This window comes from Streptomyces sp. NPDC030183, assembly GCF_055573455.1.
Window position 1 is genome coordinate 190,895 of record NZ_JBVIBK010000014.1, and the last position, 15,504, is coordinate 206,398.

At 70.4% G+C, this 15,504-nt stretch carries 14 protein-coding genes; 6 read left to right on the top strand and 8 right to left on the bottom strand.

Features of this window, described 5'->3' with window-relative positions; translation table 11 throughout:
- Window positions 1-149: 149 nt before the first annotated feature.
- From ACZ4Z2_RS18945 to ACZ4Z2_RS18960, 4 genes are all read right to left on the bottom strand, one after another.
- Window positions 150-1,190, bottom strand: coding sequence for an AI-2E family transporter (locus ACZ4Z2_RS18945; protein WP_468077388.1), 1,041 nt, complete (start codon window positions 1,188-1,190; stop codon window positions 150-152).
- Window positions 1,191-1,410: 220 nt separating this feature from the next.
- Window positions 1,411-2,067 carry a hypothetical protein gene (locus ACZ4Z2_RS18950; RefSeq protein ID WP_468077390.1) on the bottom strand — a complete coding sequence of 219 codons (657 nt, stop codon included), beginning with the start codon at window positions 2,065-2,067 and terminating at the stop codon, window positions 1,411-1,413.
- Window positions 2,068-2,147: 80 nt separating this feature from the next.
- Window positions 2,148-3,119: a pirin family protein gene (locus ACZ4Z2_RS18955; protein WP_468077392.1), complete on the bottom strand. Its 972-nt coding sequence runs from the start codon at window positions 3,117-3,119 to the stop codon at window positions 2,148-2,150.
- A gap of 155 nt (window positions 3,120-3,274) precedes the next feature.
- Window positions 3,275-3,781: an SseB family protein gene (locus tag ACZ4Z2_RS18960; protein WP_468077394.1), complete on the bottom strand. Its 507-nt coding sequence runs from the start codon at window positions 3,779-3,781 to the stop codon at window positions 3,275-3,277.
- Between the two features lie 149 nt (window positions 3,782-3,930).
- Between ACZ4Z2_RS18960 and ACZ4Z2_RS18965 the strand changes: the two genes are divergently transcribed.
- The 3 genes from ACZ4Z2_RS18965 to ACZ4Z2_RS18975 all read left to right on the top strand — a co-directional run bounded on the left by ACZ4Z2_RS18965 (window position 3,931) and on the right by ACZ4Z2_RS18975 (window position 7,595).
- A complete protein-coding gene (locus tag ACZ4Z2_RS18965; protein WP_468077396.1) occupies window positions 3,931-5,757 on the top strand; it encodes an acyl-CoA dehydrogenase in 1,827 nt (608 codons plus the stop codon).
- 180 nt (window positions 5,758-5,937) lie between these two features.
- Entirely contained in the window at window positions 5,938-7,236 is a 1,299-nt protein-coding gene (locus ACZ4Z2_RS18970) for a M18 family aminopeptidase (RefSeq protein WP_468077398.1), read from the top strand.
- A 119-nt stretch (window positions 7,237-7,355) separates the two neighbouring features.
- Window positions 7,356-7,595, top strand: a complete 240-nt coding sequence (locus tag ACZ4Z2_RS18975) for a DUF6458 family protein (protein ID WP_468077400.1) — start codon at window positions 7,356-7,358, stop codon at window positions 7,593-7,595.
- A 49-nt stretch (window positions 7,596-7,644) separates the two neighbouring features.
- Here ACZ4Z2_RS18975 and ACZ4Z2_RS18980 read toward each other — a convergent pair whose 3' ends face one another.
- Window positions 7,645-9,495 carry a thioredoxin-like domain-containing protein gene (locus ACZ4Z2_RS18980; RefSeq protein WP_468077401.1) on the bottom strand — a complete coding sequence of 617 codons (1,851 nt, stop codon included), beginning with the start codon at window positions 9,493-9,495 and terminating at the stop codon, window positions 7,645-7,647.
- A gap of 176 nt (window positions 9,496-9,671) precedes the next feature.
- Between ACZ4Z2_RS18980 and ACZ4Z2_RS18985 the strand changes: the two genes are divergently transcribed.
- Window positions 9,672-10,166, top strand: a complete 495-nt coding sequence (locus tag ACZ4Z2_RS18985) for an LURP-one-related/scramblase family protein (RefSeq protein WP_468077403.1) — start codon at window positions 9,672-9,674, stop codon at window positions 10,164-10,166.
- 91 nt (window positions 10,167-10,257) lie between these two features.
- Here the strand turns inward: ACZ4Z2_RS18985 and ACZ4Z2_RS18990 are convergent, their stop codons facing one another.
- Window positions 10,258-11,052, bottom strand: coding sequence for a carbon-nitrogen family hydrolase (locus tag ACZ4Z2_RS18990; protein WP_468077405.1), 795 nt, complete (start codon window positions 11,050-11,052; stop codon window positions 10,258-10,260).
- A 236-nt stretch (window positions 11,053-11,288) separates the two neighbouring features.
- Here ACZ4Z2_RS18990 and ACZ4Z2_RS18995 point away from each other — a divergent pair, with 236 nt between their 5' ends.
- Window positions 11,289-12,113, top strand: coding sequence for a maleylpyruvate isomerase family mycothiol-dependent enzyme (locus ACZ4Z2_RS18995; protein ID WP_468077407.1), 825 nt, complete (start codon window positions 11,289-11,291; stop codon window positions 12,111-12,113).
- 96 nt (window positions 12,114-12,209) lie between these two features.
- Here ACZ4Z2_RS18995 and ACZ4Z2_RS19000 read toward each other — a convergent pair whose 3' ends face one another.
- Window positions 12,210-13,520, bottom strand: a complete 1,311-nt coding sequence (locus ACZ4Z2_RS19000; protein WP_468077409.1) for an MFS transporter — start codon at window positions 13,518-13,520, stop codon at window positions 12,210-12,212.
- On the bottom strand, window positions 13,517-14,203 hold the full coding sequence (locus tag ACZ4Z2_RS19005; protein ID WP_468077411.1) for a GntR family transcriptional regulator: 687 nt from the start codon (window positions 14,201-14,203) through the stop codon (window positions 13,517-13,519). Before ACZ4Z2_RS19005 ends, ACZ4Z2_RS19000 begins: the two co-directional genes overlap by 4 nt.
- A 299-nt stretch (window positions 14,204-14,502) precedes the next feature.
- Between ACZ4Z2_RS19005 and ACZ4Z2_RS19010 the strand changes: the two genes are divergently transcribed.
- Window positions 14,503-15,354, top strand: coding sequence for a D-alanyl-D-alanine carboxypeptidase family protein (locus ACZ4Z2_RS19010; protein WP_468077412.1), 852 nt, complete (start codon window positions 14,503-14,505; stop codon window positions 15,352-15,354).
- Window positions 15,355-15,504: the final 150 nt, after the last annotated feature.

A 15,504-nucleotide genomic window follows, 5' to 3' on the forward strand; every position in this document is an offset into this window, starting at 1 on the left:
GTCGCTCCCGTCTGACGGGTCGCTCCCGCCTGAACGCCGCTAGGGCCTGTCCGACCATTCGGGTCGTCGCCCGAAGGGCGGCCGCGCGGCGTCAGGTGCGTGCTCTCGGGGTGCCGGCCCCGGGGCCTCGTAACATTGTCAGACAGGTTCTAGGCGACCCGCTCCTTCGTGTACCGGTCCCGTAGCTCGTGGACGACCCCGAAGGCCGCCGCGGTCAGCGGTACCGCGAGGAGCATGCCGAGGACGCCGGCCACCGAGGCGCCCGCGGTGATGGCCAGCATGACGATCGCCGGGTGCATCTGCACCGTCCGGCTCTGGATCATCGGCATCAGCACATGCCCCTCCAGCACCTGCACGGCGAGCACGATCCCGAGCGCCCACAGCGCGATCACGGCCCCCCGGTCGGCGAGGGCGACGAGCACCGCCACCCCGCCCGACACGACGGCGCCGAGATAGGGGATGTACGCGCCGACGAACACCAGCGCGCCGAGCCCGACCGCGCCCGGCACATCGAGGATCAGCAGCCCGACCCCGATGCACGTGGCGTCGATGAGCGCCACCAGGGTGGTCCCGCGCATGAACCCCTCGACGGCCTCGAACGCCCGCCGCGCGATGGCCTCCACCGTGTCTGCGATCCCGCACGGCGACAGCGCCCGGATGGCGCCGGCCACCCGGTCGGAGTCCCGCAGGAAGAAGAAGACGAGCAGCAGCGCGAGGACGGCCATGGCGATGGCCTCGCCGACGACGCTCACCCCGTTGATGACGTTGGACGCCGCCGTCCCCCCGAACCGGCCCAGCAGTTCCTTGGCGTTGGCGGCGAGATCGTCCAACGAGGTGCCCGCCGCGCCGAAGTGCCGGGTGACGTCGTGGGCCGCGTCCCTGAGCGAGGCGATGATCTGGTCCCCGGTGCCGATGAGCGCGGCGACCACGACGTACACGGCCCCGCCGACGACCGCGACCACCGCGACGCAGGTGAGCCCCGCGGCGAGCGACCGGTGCACCCGCGCCCTGACCAGCCGCCGGTGCAACGGCCCGAGCAGCGCGGCCCCCAGCAGGGCGAGCAGCACCGGGGTGACGGCCGTCCGGAACTCCACGCACAGCGCGATCCCGACGTACACGACCCCGGCGACGAGCAGCACGACGGCGCACCAGGCGGCGAGACGCCGCACGGGTTCGGGGAGCAGCTGCACGCCTCCAGCGGACCACGGCCACCCCGCCCTGTCGTGCGCGGACACCCGGCCGAGTGACGCGACGGCCCCGCGCCCCACCACGGACCAGCCGCCCGCCCCCACCACAGACCGGCACCCCGCGCCCCACCACTGACCAGCCGCCCGCCCCACCACAGACAGGCCGTGCCCCAGCACCGGCCGAGCCGCGCGCCCCGCCCCCGCCGCCGCCGGGCCGGACCCGCTACTCCGCGACCGGCGGACGCGCGATCAGGACCACCCCCGCAGCCACCGTCCACAGGGCCATGAGGAGGACCGTGAGCCAGGCGCTGAACGGGCCCGCGCAGCAGAGGACGGCGATGCCGAAGCCGGACCAGCCGAGCCAGGCGGGCACCGCGCGGGTGGTGACGCCGGCGCGCCAGACGGCGAAGAGCAGCACGGCCGCCGCCGCCATCGCCGCGATGAACCCGGCGTACGCGACGTCCATCAGCAGCATGGCCACCATGGCCGTCCCCGGTCCCACCACGAACGTGTCCGTGTTGAGGGCGGAGACGGCGTAGATCCCACTCGTGATCGTCGCGACCATGGTGAGCACGGCGAACACGATCCCGCCGGTGAGCACCAGCGGGGAGCGGCGGCCGACGCGTCGGGCGAGCGCGGACAGGAACCACAGGAACAGGAAGGTCCCGGCCAGCATCACCAGGGTCATGGCCTCGGTGAGCTCGAGGTTGCTCTCGTCGCGGTAGAAGGCGGCCAGAGGTCTCGTCGCGGCGGCGGGTCCGTGAGCTGGGGCGCCGTCCGCGCCGTCGGTGTCGAGGTAGTCATGTCCACCTCCCGCACGCCAGGACTCGTCTCCAGTATGCGCCGTATGGATCTTTTGTCTCTCCTTCTCCTCCCGCACGCCTGAGGCCCCGCACGCCTGAGGCCCCCGCCCGGTCGGGCGGGGGCCTCAGGACAACGGCTCGCGGGCGGAGCCGGCGGTCAGATACCGCCCTCGGTCATCCCGTGGACCGCCGGGATCGTGCCCAGCCGGCCCTTCTGGAAGTCCTCGAACGCCTGCTGCAGCTCGTCGCGGGTGTTCATGACGAACGGACCGTAGTGGGCCATGGGCTCACGGATCGGCTGTCCGCCGAGCAGCACGATCTCCAGGTCGGGCGTGTGGGAGTCCTGCTTCTCGTCCGCCCGCACGGTGATGGACGAACCCGCCCCGAAGACGGCCGTCTGACCGAGGTGGATCGGACGCCGGTCCACCCCGACGCTGCCGCGCCCCGCGAGCACGTACGCCAGCGCGTTGAAGTCCTCGCGCCACGGAAGCGTGATCTCCGCGCCCGGGGCCACGGTGGCGTGGAGCAGCGTGATCGGCGTGTGGGTGATGCCGGGCCCCTGGTGCCCGTCCAGCTCACCGGCGATGACGCGGAGCAGCGCGCCGCCGTCGGGGGTGGTGAGCAGCTGGACCTGGCCGCCGCGGATGTCCTGGTATCTCGGGGCCATCATCTTGTCTCTGGCGGGGAGGTTCACCCACAGCTGGATGCCGTGGAAGAGACCGCCGGACATGACGAGGGACTCCGGTGGCGCCTCGATGTGGAGGAGACCCGAGCCGGCCGTCATCCACTGGGTGTCGCCGTTGGTGATGGTGCCGCCACCGCCATGGCTGTCCTGGTGGTCGAAGATCCCGTCGATGATGTAGGTGACGGTCTCGAAGCCGCGGTGCGGGTGCCAGGGCGTGCCCTTCGGCTCTCCCGGCGCGTACTCCACCTCGCCCATCTGGTCCATCATGATGAACGGGTCGAGGTGGCGGTAGTTGATGCCGGCGAACGCACGGCGGACCGGGAAGCCCTCGCCCTCGAAACCGCTGGGCGCGGTCGTCACGGCGAGCACCGGACGGGCCACCGCGTCGGTCGACGCGACAACACGGGGCAGGGTCAGCGGGTTCTCGACGGTCACTGCGGGCATGTCGGTACCTCCTTGTGCGCTCACTTTAGTTGATTGTTGAACTTTCTGCCAGGCCTAACGACGAACGCCCGGAGGACATTCCCTCCGGGCGTTCCACTCGTCCCGCCGTGAACCGCGGGACGCGACCGGGAGCCGAGCCCCGACCGAGCGACCAGCTATCCGTACATGCGCCGCATCGCGAACTCCACCATCTGCTCCACCGCCTTCGCGTCGAAGACCATCCGGTGCTCCCCCTCCATGTCGAGGACGAAGCCGTAGCCGGTCGGGAGCAGGTCGATGACCTCGGCGCCCGTGATCACGAAGTACTTGGACTCCTTGCCGGCGTACCGGCGCAGCTCCTTGAGCGAGGTGAACATCGGAATGACCGGCTGCTGCGTGTTGTGCAGCGCCAGGAACCCCGGGTTGTCACCGCGCGGGCAGTAGACCTTGGACGTCGCGAAGACCTGCTGGAAGTCCTCGGCGGCCATCTGACCGGTAGTGAAGGCACGCACCGCGTCCGCCAGGGACGGCGGGGACGGCTCCGGATACAGCGGCGGCTGCTGCCCGTAGCCCCCGCCCATCGGGCCGCCGGGCATCTGCTGCCCGGGCATCTGCCCGGACATGGGCTGCTGCGGCGGGGCGTACTGCTGCTGAGTGCCAGCGCTCTGGTCGTAGCCGTACATGCGGCAAAGCGTAACGAGTCACAGATGACCCGATCGGGGTTGCTTCTTATTACCGGTGGGTAGCATCATCGGAGGAAGCTACTTGTTGGTATGTGAACTAGCGCGAGGATCCAGTCCCTCGCCGATCCCTCTTCTACGGAGCCGTCGCCATGGGGCACTACAAGTCGAATCTCCGCGACATCGAGTTCAACCTCTTCGAGGTGCTCGGGCGCGACAAGCTGTACGGCACCGGCCCGTTCGCGGAGATGGACACGGACACCGCCAAGAGCATCCTGGAGGAGCTGACCCGTCTCGCCGAGAACGAGCTGGCGGAGTCCTTCACGGACGCCGACCGCAACCCGCCGGTCTTCGACCCGGAGACGAACACCGCCCCGGTCCCGGCCTCCTTCAAGAAGAGCTACAAGGCCTTCATGGAGTCGGAGTACTGGCGGCTCGGCCTGCCCGAGGGCATCGGCGGCACGACGGCCCCCGCCTCCCTGATCTGGGCCTACGCGGAGCTGATCCTCGGCTCGAACCCGGCCGTGTGGATGTACTCCTCCGGCCCGGCGTTCGCCGGCATCCTCTACGACGAGGGCAACGACGTACAGAAGAAGATCGCCCAGATCGCGGTGGAGCGGACCTGGGGCTCCACCATGGTGCTCACCGAGCCGGACGCCGGTTCGGACGTCGGCGCCGGCCGCACCAAGGCGATCCAGCAGGAGGACGGCTCCTGGCACATCGAGGGCGTGAAGCGCTTCATCACCTCCGGTGAGCACGACATGGAGGAGAACATCCTCCACTACGTCCTCGCCCGCCCCGAGGGCCACGGCCCCGGCACCAAGGGCCTGTCCCTCTTCCTCGTCCCGAAGTACCTCTTCGACGTCGAGACCGGCGAGCTGGGCGAGCGCAACGGCGTCTACGCCACGAACGTCGAGCACAAGATGGGCCTGAAGGCGTCCAACACCTGCGAGATGACCTTCGGCGACCGGCACCCCGCCAAGGGCTGGCTGATCGGCGACAAGCACGACGGCATCCGCCAGATGTTCCGCATCATCGAGTTCGCCCGCATGATGGTCGGCACAAAGGCGATCTCCACCCTCTCGACGGGCTACCTCAACGCCCTCGAGTACGCCAAGGAGCGCGTCCAGGGCCCCGACCTGGCGAACTTCATGGACAAGACCGCGCCCAAGGTCACCATCACGCACCACCCCGACGTCCGCCGCTCGCTCATGACGCAGAAGGCGTACGCGGAGGGCATGCGCGCGCTCGTCCTCTACACCGCCTCCGTCCAGGACTCGATCGCGGTCAAGGAGGCCGCCGGCGAGGACGCCTCCGCCGAGCACGCCCTGAACGACCTGCTCCTCCCGATCGTCAAGGGCTACGGCTCCGAGAAGGGCTACGAGCAGCTCGCCCAGTCCCTGCAGACCTTCGGTGGCTCCGGATTCCTCCAGGAGTACCCGATCGAGCAGTACATCCGCGACGCCAAGATCGACACCCTGTACGAGGGCACCACCGCCATCCAGGGCCAGGACTTCTTCTTCCGGAAGATCGTCCGCAACCAGGGCGCCGCGCTGAACTCCCTCGCCGAGGAGATCAAGAAGTTCCTGGCGCTGGGCGAGGGCGGCGAGGAACTGGCCGGCGCCCGCGAGCACCTCGCCAAGGCCGCGGTCGAGCTGGAGGCCATCGTCGGCCTGATGCTCACCGACCTCGCCGCGACCGAGCAGGACGTCAAGAACATCTACAAGGTGGGCCTCAACACCACCCGCCTGCTCCTCGCCTCCGGCGATGTCGTCGTCGGCTACCTGCTCCTCAAGGGCGCCGCCGTCGCCGCCGAGAAGCTCCCGAACGCGTCCGCCAAGGACAAGGCCTTCTACACCGGCAAGATCGCCGCGGCCAAGTTCTTCGCCGCCAACGTCCTGCCCGGTGTCACCCTGGCCCGCAAGGTCTCGGAGGGCGTCGACCTCGACCTGATGGAGCTGGACGAAGAGGCGTTCTGACCGCCCGGCCCCGGCCTCGGCCCCAGGCGGCGCCGCCACCGGGGCCGAGGTCACCCGCCGGCCGGGCCGGGTGGTGGACGGGCCCTGCCCGGCCGTCCACCACACCGTCCCCCACTCCTCACACCAGGGCCCGCTCCCAACGCCGGGAGCGGGCCCTCGTACGTCGTTAAGGTGAACCCCATGCGCACACCCCCACGCTTCGATCGCGGCCACACCGACGACCTGATGACCTTCCTCGCGGCAAGCCCGTCCCCGTACCACGCGGTGGCGAACGCCGCGGAGCGGCTGGAGAAGGCCGGCTTCCGCCAGGTGTCCGAGACGGACGCGTGGGACGGCTCCCTGGGCGGCAGGTACGTGCTGCGCGGCGGCGCGATCATCGCCTGGTACGTACCGGAGGGCGCCGAACCCCATACGCCGTTCCGTGTCGTCGGCGCCCACACCGACTCCCCCAACCTGCGGGTCAAGCCGCGCCCCGACAGCGGCGCCCACGGCTGGCGCCAGGTCGCCGTCGAGATCTACGGCGGCCCGCTGCTCAACTCCTGGCTGGACCGCGACCTCGGCCTCGCCGGCCGGCTCTCGCTGCGTGACGGCACCAACCGCCTGGTCAACATCGACCGGCCCCTTCTCCGCGTGCCCCAACTCGCCATCCATCTCGACCGTTCCGTCTCCTCCGAGGGTCTGAAGCTCGACAAGCAGCGCCACCTCCAGCCCGTCTGGGGCCTTGGCGACGACATCCGCGACGGCGACCTGATGGCCTTCCTGGAGCAGGAACTGGGCCTGCCGGCCGGCGAGGTCACCGGCTGGGACCTGATGACCCACTCCGTCGAACCGCCCGCCTACCTGGGCCGCGACAAGGAACTGCTGGCCGGCCCCCGCATGGACAACCTCCTCTCCGTGCACGCCGGTACGGCGGCGCTCGCCGCGGTCGCCACCTCCGGTGACGGCCCGTCGTACATCCCCGTCCTCGCCGCCTTCGACCACGAGGAGAACGGCTCCCAGAGCGACACCGGCGCCGACGGACCGCTCCTCGGCGGGGTCCTGGAGCGCTCGGTGTTCGCCCGCGGCGGCTCGTACGAGGACCGGGCCCGCGCCTTCGCGGGCACGATCTGTCTGTCCTCCGACACCGGTCACGCCGTCCACCCCAACTACGCCGAGCGGCACGACCCCACGCACCACCCGCGCGCCGACGCCGGCCCGCTCCTCAAGGTGAACGTCAACAACCGCTACGCCACGGACGGTTCGGGCCGCGCCGTGTTCGCCGCCGCCTGCGAGAAGTCCGGCGTTCCGTTCCAGACGTTCGTCTCCAACAACTCCATGCCGTGCGGCACGACCATCGGCCCCATCACCGCGGCCCGGCACGGTATCCAGACCGTCGACATCGGCGTCGCCATCCTCTCCATGCACAGCGCCCGCGAACTCTGCGGCGCCAAGGACCCCTACCTCCTGGCGAACGCCCTGGCCGCGTTCCTGGAGGGCTGACCGGCACCCACCCGGCCCCCACCTGTTACTGGCAAGCCAGTTCGGGTACCCGGAGTCCACCGGTAGGACCGAACGACCGGAACGACCGGCCGACCCAACCGGACTGGGAGGGAACACTCATGGGTTTGGGCGGGTGCATCATTCTGATCGCCGTGGGCGCCATCCTCACGTTCGCCACCGACTGGGACATGCAGGGGGTCAACCTCGACCTGGTCGGCATCATCTTCATGATCGTCGGACTCATCGGCGTCGCGACGTTCAGCAGCATCGCCAAGCGCAGGCGGGTCGTGGTGCCGTCCACGACACCCGTCATCGACGAGGAGCGGCACCACCACCGGGACGGCTACGGCGGCGTGTGACCGCCCCGGTGGGCGAGGAGAACGACGAGGGCGGCGAGGGCCGACGGGCTCAGCCGAGGCCGGGTGTGTCCTCGTCCATTCCCGCGAGCACCAGCGGCAGCCGGTCCGCGCCACCGGACGACACCCGGACCGGCACGCCCCAGTCCTGCTGGTGCACATGGCAGGCCGGGTACTCGTTGGCCGGGTCGTCGTCGCAGGACGCCGCCATCGCCGAGACGTGCAGGACGCCCTCGGATATGGAGGGGTCCAGCTCCAGCGTGCGCGACAGGGCCGTGTCCGCGCCCGCGCCCCGCAGCAGCAGTTCGGGCGGCGTGGAGGAGACGAGCAGACGGGTCGACGGGCCGTACCGTTCGTCGAGCTTCTGCCCGGCCGGCGCCCGGAACACGATGTCCAGCCGGAGGTCTCCGGGCGCGACCTCGGTGGCCGCGCGCCGGGTCCGGTGAGCGACGGCCTCGACCTTCACCGTCTCCTCGGGCAGCCGCAGCCGGGTCAGCCGGTGGCGGGCGGACTCGACGACCACGATGTCGTCCCTGACGAGCACCGCGTCACTCGGCTCGCGCAGGTCCGTCGCGAGGGTCGTCACCTCGCCCGTGGCGGGGTCGTAGCGGCGCAGCGCGTGGTTGTAGGTGTCGCTGATCGCCACCGAGCCGTCGGGCAGGGCCGTCACCCCGAGCGGATGCTGGAGCAGCGCCTGGTCGGCGGCGCCGTCGCGGTGCCCGAAGTCGAACAGTCCGGTGCCGACCGCCGTGTGGACCGCCCCGTCGAGATCGACCCAGCGCAGCGCGGACGTCTCGGAGTCGGCGAGCCACAGCCGGTCCGCGGTGGCCGCGAGCCCCGACGGCTGCGCGAACCATGCCTCGGCCCCCGGGCCGTCCACGAGTCCCTCGTTCGTCGTGCCCGCCGCCACGGCCACGGTGCAGTCCTCCGGGTCGTACGTCCACAGCTGGTGGACACCGGCCATCGCGATCCACACCTTGCCGGCGAAGACGGCCACGTCCCACGGTGAGGACAGGTCGACCTCCCAGGCCGGGCCGGAGGTGGGCGAACCCTGCCACCACTGGCGGCCCGTGCCCGCGAGGGTGGAGACCTCGCCGGTGGCCGGGTCGAGGCGGCGCAGCGCGTGGTTCACGGTGTCGGCGACCACCACCGTCCCGCTGTCCAGCAGCGCCAGACCCTGCGGCTCGCTGAAACGGGCGTGCTCGGCGCTGCCGTCCACGAAGCCGCGCTCACCGGCGCCGTACCGGCGGACGACGGTCTCACCGTCCGGGGCGAGCCGCACCAGCTGGTGCCGGGTGGTGTCGCTGACCAGGAAGTCCCCGTCCGGCAGGAGCAGCGCCTTGCCGGGGAAGCGCAGCACCGTCGGCTCGGGGTCCGGCGCCACATACGGTCCGTCGCCGCGCCGCAGGGTGCCCTTCGCCTCGTGCTCGGTCTCCAGCTCGGTGACGAGCCGCTCGATGGCGTGCGCATGGCCCTCGCCGGCGTGTTGGGCGACCACGTATCCCTCGGGGTCGATCACGACGAGGGTCGGCCAGGCCCGTACCGCGTACTGCTTCCAGGTGGCGAGCTCCGGGTCGTCGAGGACCGGGTGCTCCACCCCGTACCGCTCGACGGCGTCGACCACCGCCGCGTGCTCCGCCTCGTGCGCGAACTTCGGCGAGTGCACCCCGATGACGACCACGGTGTCGCGGTGCTTCTCCTCCAGCTCCCGCAGCTCGTCCAGGACATGCAGACAGTTGATGCAGCAGAACGTCCAGAAATCCAGCAGCACTATCTTCCCCCGCAGGTCAGCGAGGGTGTACTGCGTCCCGCCCGTGTTCAGCCAGCCGCCCTTGCCGACCAGCTCGGGGGCGCGGACACGGACACGGCGGGGTGCGGGGTGCTGGGTCGTGGAATCGCTCATGGATCAAGGGTGCCACTTGTGCCCGGTCCGCCGCGGAGCCTGTGGAAAACCCTCGGCACACCCTGTGGACAAACGTCCGCCCCCGCCTGTGGACAACGTACGCCCAGGGCCGGGACCTGCGCCCTTTCGGCCCAACGGCGACGTTTGGCGGCGGGCGCCGGGGAACGCCTGAGGTCATGAGATTCCTCGTACGCGACCGGATCCTCGGGATCGGTGACGACTACTGGATCGAGGACGACCACGGCAGGAAGGTCTTCCTCGTCGACGGCAAGGCCCTGCGGCTGCGGGAGACCTTCGAGCTGAAGGACACCGCGGGGCGGGTCCTGATCGTCATCCGCAAGAAGTGGTTGGCGTTGCGCGACACCATGGAGATCGAGCGGGAGGGCGAGCCCCTCGCCACGGTTCGCCGCAAACGCCTGTCCCTGCTGCGCAACCACTACCGGGTGTCGCTGACGGACGGCACGGAACTGGACGTCAGCGGCAAGGTCCTCGACCGCGAGTTCCTCATCGAGTACCAGGGCGAGGCCCTCGCCGTCGTCTCCCGCAGATGGCTGCACGTCAGGGAGACGTACGGCCTGGACGTCGTCCGCGAGGACGCGGACCCGTCGCTGCTGATCGCCGTGACGGTGTGCGTGATCAACCTGGCGGAACGGGAGAGGGGCATCGGCTGAAGAGGGCCAGGAGGGCTGCGCCGCGGCCGACCGGGCCGATGGGTCAGCGGCGGGCGGGGGGCAGCGGCGCGGGGGGTCAGCGGCGCGGGGGTCAGCGGCGCGGGGGCTCCAGGCCCAGCAGCCGGTCCTTGATGGCCGGGAACTGCTCGCGGGTCGTCGCCACCTTCGCCGGGTCGAGTTCCACGGTGAGGACCTCCTCGTCGGCGCCCGCCTCGGCCAGCACCTCTCCCCACGGGTCGACCACGATCGAGTGACCGGCCTGCGGAACTCCCGCGTGCGTGCCCGCCGTTCCACAGGCGAGGACGTACGCCTGGTTCTCGACGGCCCTGGCCCGGGCCAGCAGCGTCCAGTGGGCGCGCCGGCGTTCGGGCCAGCCGGCGGGGACGACGAAGGTCTCGGCGCCCGCGTCGACGAGGCCGCGGAAGAGTTCGGGGAAACGGAGGTCGTAGCAGGTGGCCACGCCGAGGGTGGTCGCCGGCAGCCGGACCGTCACCAGTTCGGCGCCCGCGCCCATCAGCACGGCCTCGCCCTTGTCGAAGCCGAAGCGGTGGATCTTGCGGTAGGCGGCGGCGAGCTCACCGGAGGGGGAGAAGACGAGGGACGTGTTGTAGAGGGGGCCTTCGGGGTCCCGCTCGGGGATCGAGCCGGCGTGCAGCCAGACGCCCGCGTCGCTCGCCGCCTTGGCCATCGCCTCGTGGGTCGGCCCGTCGAGCGGCTCGGCCTCGGCGGTGAAGGACTCGAACGCGAACGCGCCGGTGGTCCACAGCTCCGGGAGGACGACGAGATCGGCACCGGCCTGCTCACGGACCAGCGAAGCCACCCGTCGCCTACGCGAATCGACCGATTCGCCCTCGTCTACACCGATCTGAAGGAGCGAGGCGCGCACACTACCACCGTCCTGGCATTCGAGCCGTCAAACACGGGCCTACGATCGTCACACGAAAGCACTGCCGGGGTGCCGCACAGCAGCGTAACTTAACGTTCCACAGCACCCACTGACCGCCGCCGACGCCCACTCACCGCCGTCAACGCCGACGCCCCCACCGAAGACCACCCGCCGCCACGTAGCCGACACGTACCGACCGTACTGACACGTACCGACCGCCCGAGGGGTCCCGTTCCGTGAGTCTGCATCCCACTCTTCAGCCCTACGCCGACGCCTGGACCCACGCAGTGGACGCGATAGCCGAGTTGGTGGCGCCGCTCGTGGAGGGCGAGTGGAACAGGCGGACACCATGCCCCGGCTGGTCGGTGCGCGACGTGGTCTCCCATGTCATCGGCATGGACTGCGAGATGCTCGGCGACCCGCGCCCGATCCACACCCTCCCGCGCGACCTGTACCACGTGCGCACCGAGCACCAGCGGTACATGGAGATGCAGGTCGACGCCCGCCGCCATCACACGGCGCCGGAGATGACGTCCGAGCTGGAGTACACGATCATCCGCCGCAACCGCCAGCTGCGGAACGAGTCGCGGCAGCCGGACCACAAGGTGCGCGGCCCGCTCGGCACGGAACTGACCCTAGAACAGGCCATGCGCAACCGCGCGTTCGACACCTGGGTCCACGAGCAGGACCTGCGGGCGGCGCTGGGCCGGCCGGGGAACCTGGACTCGCCGGGCGCGTACATCGTGCGGGACGAACTGCTCTCCGTCCTGCCGAAGGTCGTCGCGGAGGACGCGCAGGCCCCGCGCAGCTCGGCCGTCGTCCTCGACGTGCACGGCCCGGTGGAGTTCATCCGCACGGTCCGCGTCGACATCCAGGGCCGCGGCACCCTGGAGACCTCACCCGCGCTCGGCCCCGCCGCCACCCTCACCCTGGACTGGGAGACCTACGTCCGCCTCGCCTGCGGCCGCGTCACCGCCGACAGGGTCGCCGACCGCATCAAGGCGGAGGGCGACCCGCACCTGATCGCAGCCATCCTCCACGCCTTCGCGGTGACGGTGTAGCGGACGACAGCGGAGCGACAACCGCTCCGCCCGCCCACTCCACCGGCCCGCTCACTCCACCGGCCCGCTCACTCGGACCCGGCCCGGAGTGGGCCCTCACACGGGTACGTGCACCGTCTCCACGCGGCTGGCGACCAGCCGTTCGCGTTCGCGGCGGGCCGCTCGGGCGCGCAGGCGGAGGATCTGGGTCAGCCCCAGGGCCTGGAGGACGAAGACGACGGAGAAGGCCACGCGGTAGTTGTCGTCGGTGAGGTCGAGGAGGACACCGACGGCCAGCAGGGTCGTCATCGAGGCGACGAAACCGCCCATGTTGGTGATTCCGGAGGCGGTGCCCTGCCGTTCCGGCGGATTCGCGGGACGGGCGAAGTCGAACCCGAGCATCGAAGCCGGACCGCAGGCGCCGAGCACCACGCACAGGACGATCAGCAGCCACATCGGCGCGTGCTCACCGGGGTGGATCAGCGTGGCCGCCCAGACCGCCGCCGTCATGAGCACCGTGCCGAGCGCCAGCGGCAGCCGCGCCGCATGGTGCCGGGCGACGATCTGGCCGTACACCAGTCCGACCACCATGTTGGACAGGACGACGAGGGTGAGCAGGTCACCGGCGGTGGCCCGGCTCAGCCCCTGTGCCTCCACCAGGAACGGCAGCCCCCACAGCAGCAGGAACACCATCGCCGGGAACTGCGTGGTGAAGTGCACCCACAGCCCGAGCCGGGTGCCCGGCTCCCGCCAGGACGCCACGATCTGCCGCCGCACGTACGCCGCTCCCTGGTGCGGGAAGGACGCCGGCTCGTGCCCGTCCGGGTGGTCCTTCAGGAACAGCGCGGTGAGGACGAGGACGACGAGCCCGGCGACCGAGCTGCCCGCGAACGCCGCGGTCCAGCCCACGCCGTGCAGCAGCCGGGCCAGCACCAGCGTCGACACCAGGTTGCCCGCCATGCCGGCGAGCCCGGCGAACTGCGCGATCAGCGGCCCGCGCCGCGCCGGGAACCAACGGCTGCCGAGCCGCAGCACGCTGATGAACGTCATCGCGTCACCGCAGCCGAGCAGCGCCCGCGAGGCCAGCGCCATGCCGTACGACGGCGCCAGCGCGAAGCCGATCTGGCCGGCTGTGAACAGCACGACTCCCAGTGTCAGCACCTTCTTGGTGCCGAGCCGGTCCACCAGCAGACCCACGGGTATCTGCATGCCCGCGTACACAAGGAGTTGGAGGATCGAGAACGTCGACAGGGCGGAGGCGCTCACATGGAAGCGGTCGGCGGCGTCGAGGCCGGCCACCCCCAGCGACGTACGGAAGATGACGGCGACGAAGTAGACCGAGACACCGATGCCCCAGACGGCGAGGGCACGGCGGCCGCCGGGCGGGTCCCCGGGCAGCGCGGACGGGGACGGGGCGGGGCGACTCAACGGACTTCCCCCCGCGCCAGGTTGGAGAACCAGTTCACATGCTGGTGGACGAGGCTCACGGCCGCCTCCGCGTCACCCCCGCGCAGCGCCTGGAGGATCTCCTCGTGCTCGGTGAGCGTCTTGGTGATGCGGTCGGGGTGGGCGTGCATGACGGCGACACCCATGCGCAGCTGCCGGTCGCGGAGCTGGTCGTAGAGGCGGGAGAGGATCTCGTTGCCGCCGCTGCGGACGATCTCGGCGTGGAAACAGCGGTCCGTCACCGCCGCGCCTGCCAGGTCCCCGGCGGCCGCCTGCGCCTTCTGCTGTTCGAGCAGCTCTTCGAGGCGGGCGATGAGCCCGGGTGACGCCGGGACCGTCTTGCGGACCGCGTGCTCCTCGACGAGCTGCCGGGTCTCGACCACGTCCGCGATCTCCTGCGCGGAGACCGGCAGGACCAGCGCGCCCTTCTTCGGATAGAGCTTGATCAGCCCTTCGACCTCCAGCCGCAGCAGCGCCTCCCGCACCGGCGTGCGGGACACCCCGACCGCCTCGGCCAGCTCACCCTCGGTCAGCAGCGTCCCGCCCTCGTAGCGACGCTCCAGCACACCCTGTTTGACATGCGTGTACACACGGTCGGCGGCCGGAGGACGCTTGACGGCCGGGGCTGCGGGCGAACGGGGCTTCGAGGGTGCTGCGGAGGCCATGGCCACAGCATAGATACAACACGTACGCATCGCCCGCCCCGTCCACGATCCGGGACGAACCCCCTGCGACACCCATCCTGGAGCCGTCGGGAAGCTGTGAGATGGACCTGAATTGACCCCCGTGCCACCCGCGGCACAACCTTTTGTGCTACTCACTTGTCACACGAGAAGCGGCCCTGCTGTGCCTGCCGACCCGGCTTCCAACCGGCCGCGCTCCTCAGACATTTGACACAATCGGGGTACTTGACTTGATTACCGCCATAAAGGGTGCACGTGTCCGCAGAGCCGCTGCCGTAGTCATGACCACCGGTGCGCTGGTCGCCACCGGCGTTCTCGGCTCCGCTCCGGCGCAAGCCGCTCCCGCGAAGCCGACGATCACCGCCGCGGGCGGTTACGTGATGAACAGCGGTACCGGCAAGAGCCTGTACACCAAGGCCGCCGACACGAAGCGTTCCACCGGCTCCACCACCAAGATCATGACCGCGCTGGTCGTGCTCAGCCAGTCGAACCTCAACCTCGACAGCAAGGTGACCGTCCAGAAGGCGTACAGCGACTACATCGTCGCCAACAACTACGCCTCCAACGCCAAGCTGATCGTCGGCGACAAGGTCTCCGTCCGCCAGCTGCTCTACGGGCTGATGCTGCCGTCCGGCTGCGACGCCGCCTACGCCCTCGCCGACAAGTACGGCACCGGCTCGACCCGTTCGGCCCGCGTGAAGTCGTTCATCTCCAAGATGAACAGCAAGGCCAAGAGCCTCGGCCTGACGAACACGCACTTCGACTCCTTCGACGGCATCGGCAACGGCGCCAACTACTCGACGCCGCGCGACCTGACGAAGCTCGCCAGGGCCGCGATGAAGAACACCACGTTCAAGTCGGTCGTGAAGACGAAGTCGTACACGGCCAAGACGATCACCAAGTCCGGCGCGACCCGCACGATGGCGCCGTGGACCAACACCAACCCGCTGCTGGGCACCTACAGCGGCACGATCGGCGTGAAGACCGGTTCCGGCCCGGAGTCCAAGTACTGCCTGGTCTTCGCCGCCACCCGCAACGGCAAGACGATCATCGGCACAGTTCTCGCGTCCTCGACGATCGACAACCGCGCCATCGACGCCAAGAAGCTGCTGAACTACGGCTTCGCCGTCTGATCCTGAGAACAGCCCTCGGGCCACCTTCCAGGAGGTACGAAGGGGGCCACCGCCGACAGCGGTGGCCCCCTTCGGCGTTCCCCCGCAAGCCGGTCCCCGGATCTTCGCTCGCGATAGTGAACATCACCCATTCAGCTGGCATATTCGATT

Bases quoted from the DNA above. Each gene is read 5' to 3' on its own strand.
- ACZ4Z2_RS18955 (WP_468077392.1), bottom strand. From the start codon at position 3,119: ATGCCCGCAGTGACCGTCGAGAACCCGCTGACCCTGCCCCGTGTTGTC.
- ACZ4Z2_RS18960 (WP_468077394.1), bottom strand. From the start codon at position 3,781: ATGTACGGCTACGACCAGAGCGCTGGCACTCAGCAGCAGTACGCCCCG.
- ACZ4Z2_RS18965 (WP_468077396.1), top strand. From the start codon at position 3,931: ATGGGGCACTACAAGTCGAATCTCCGCGACATCGAGTTCAACCTCTTC.
- ACZ4Z2_RS18970 (WP_468077398.1), top strand. From the start codon at position 5,938: ATGCGCACACCCCCACGCTTCGATCGCGGCCACACCGACGACCTGATG.
- ACZ4Z2_RS18975 (WP_468077400.1), top strand. From the start codon at position 7,356: ATGGGTTTGGGCGGGTGCATCATTCTGATCGCCGTGGGCGCCATCCTC.
- ACZ4Z2_RS18980 (WP_468077401.1), bottom strand. From the start codon at position 9,495: ATGAGCGATTCCACGACCCAGCACCCCGCACCCCGCCGTGTCCGTGTC.
- ACZ4Z2_RS18985 (WP_468077403.1), top strand. From the start codon at position 9,672: ATGAGATTCCTCGTACGCGACCGGATCCTCGGGATCGGTGACGACTAC.
- ACZ4Z2_RS19005 (WP_468077411.1), bottom strand. From the start codon at position 14,203: ATGGCCTCCGCAGCACCCTCGAAGCCCCGTTCGCCCGCAGCCCCGGCC.
- ACZ4Z2_RS19010 (WP_468077412.1), top strand. From the start codon at position 14,503: ATGACCACCGGTGCGCTGGTCGCCACCGGCGTTCTCGGCTCCGCTCCG.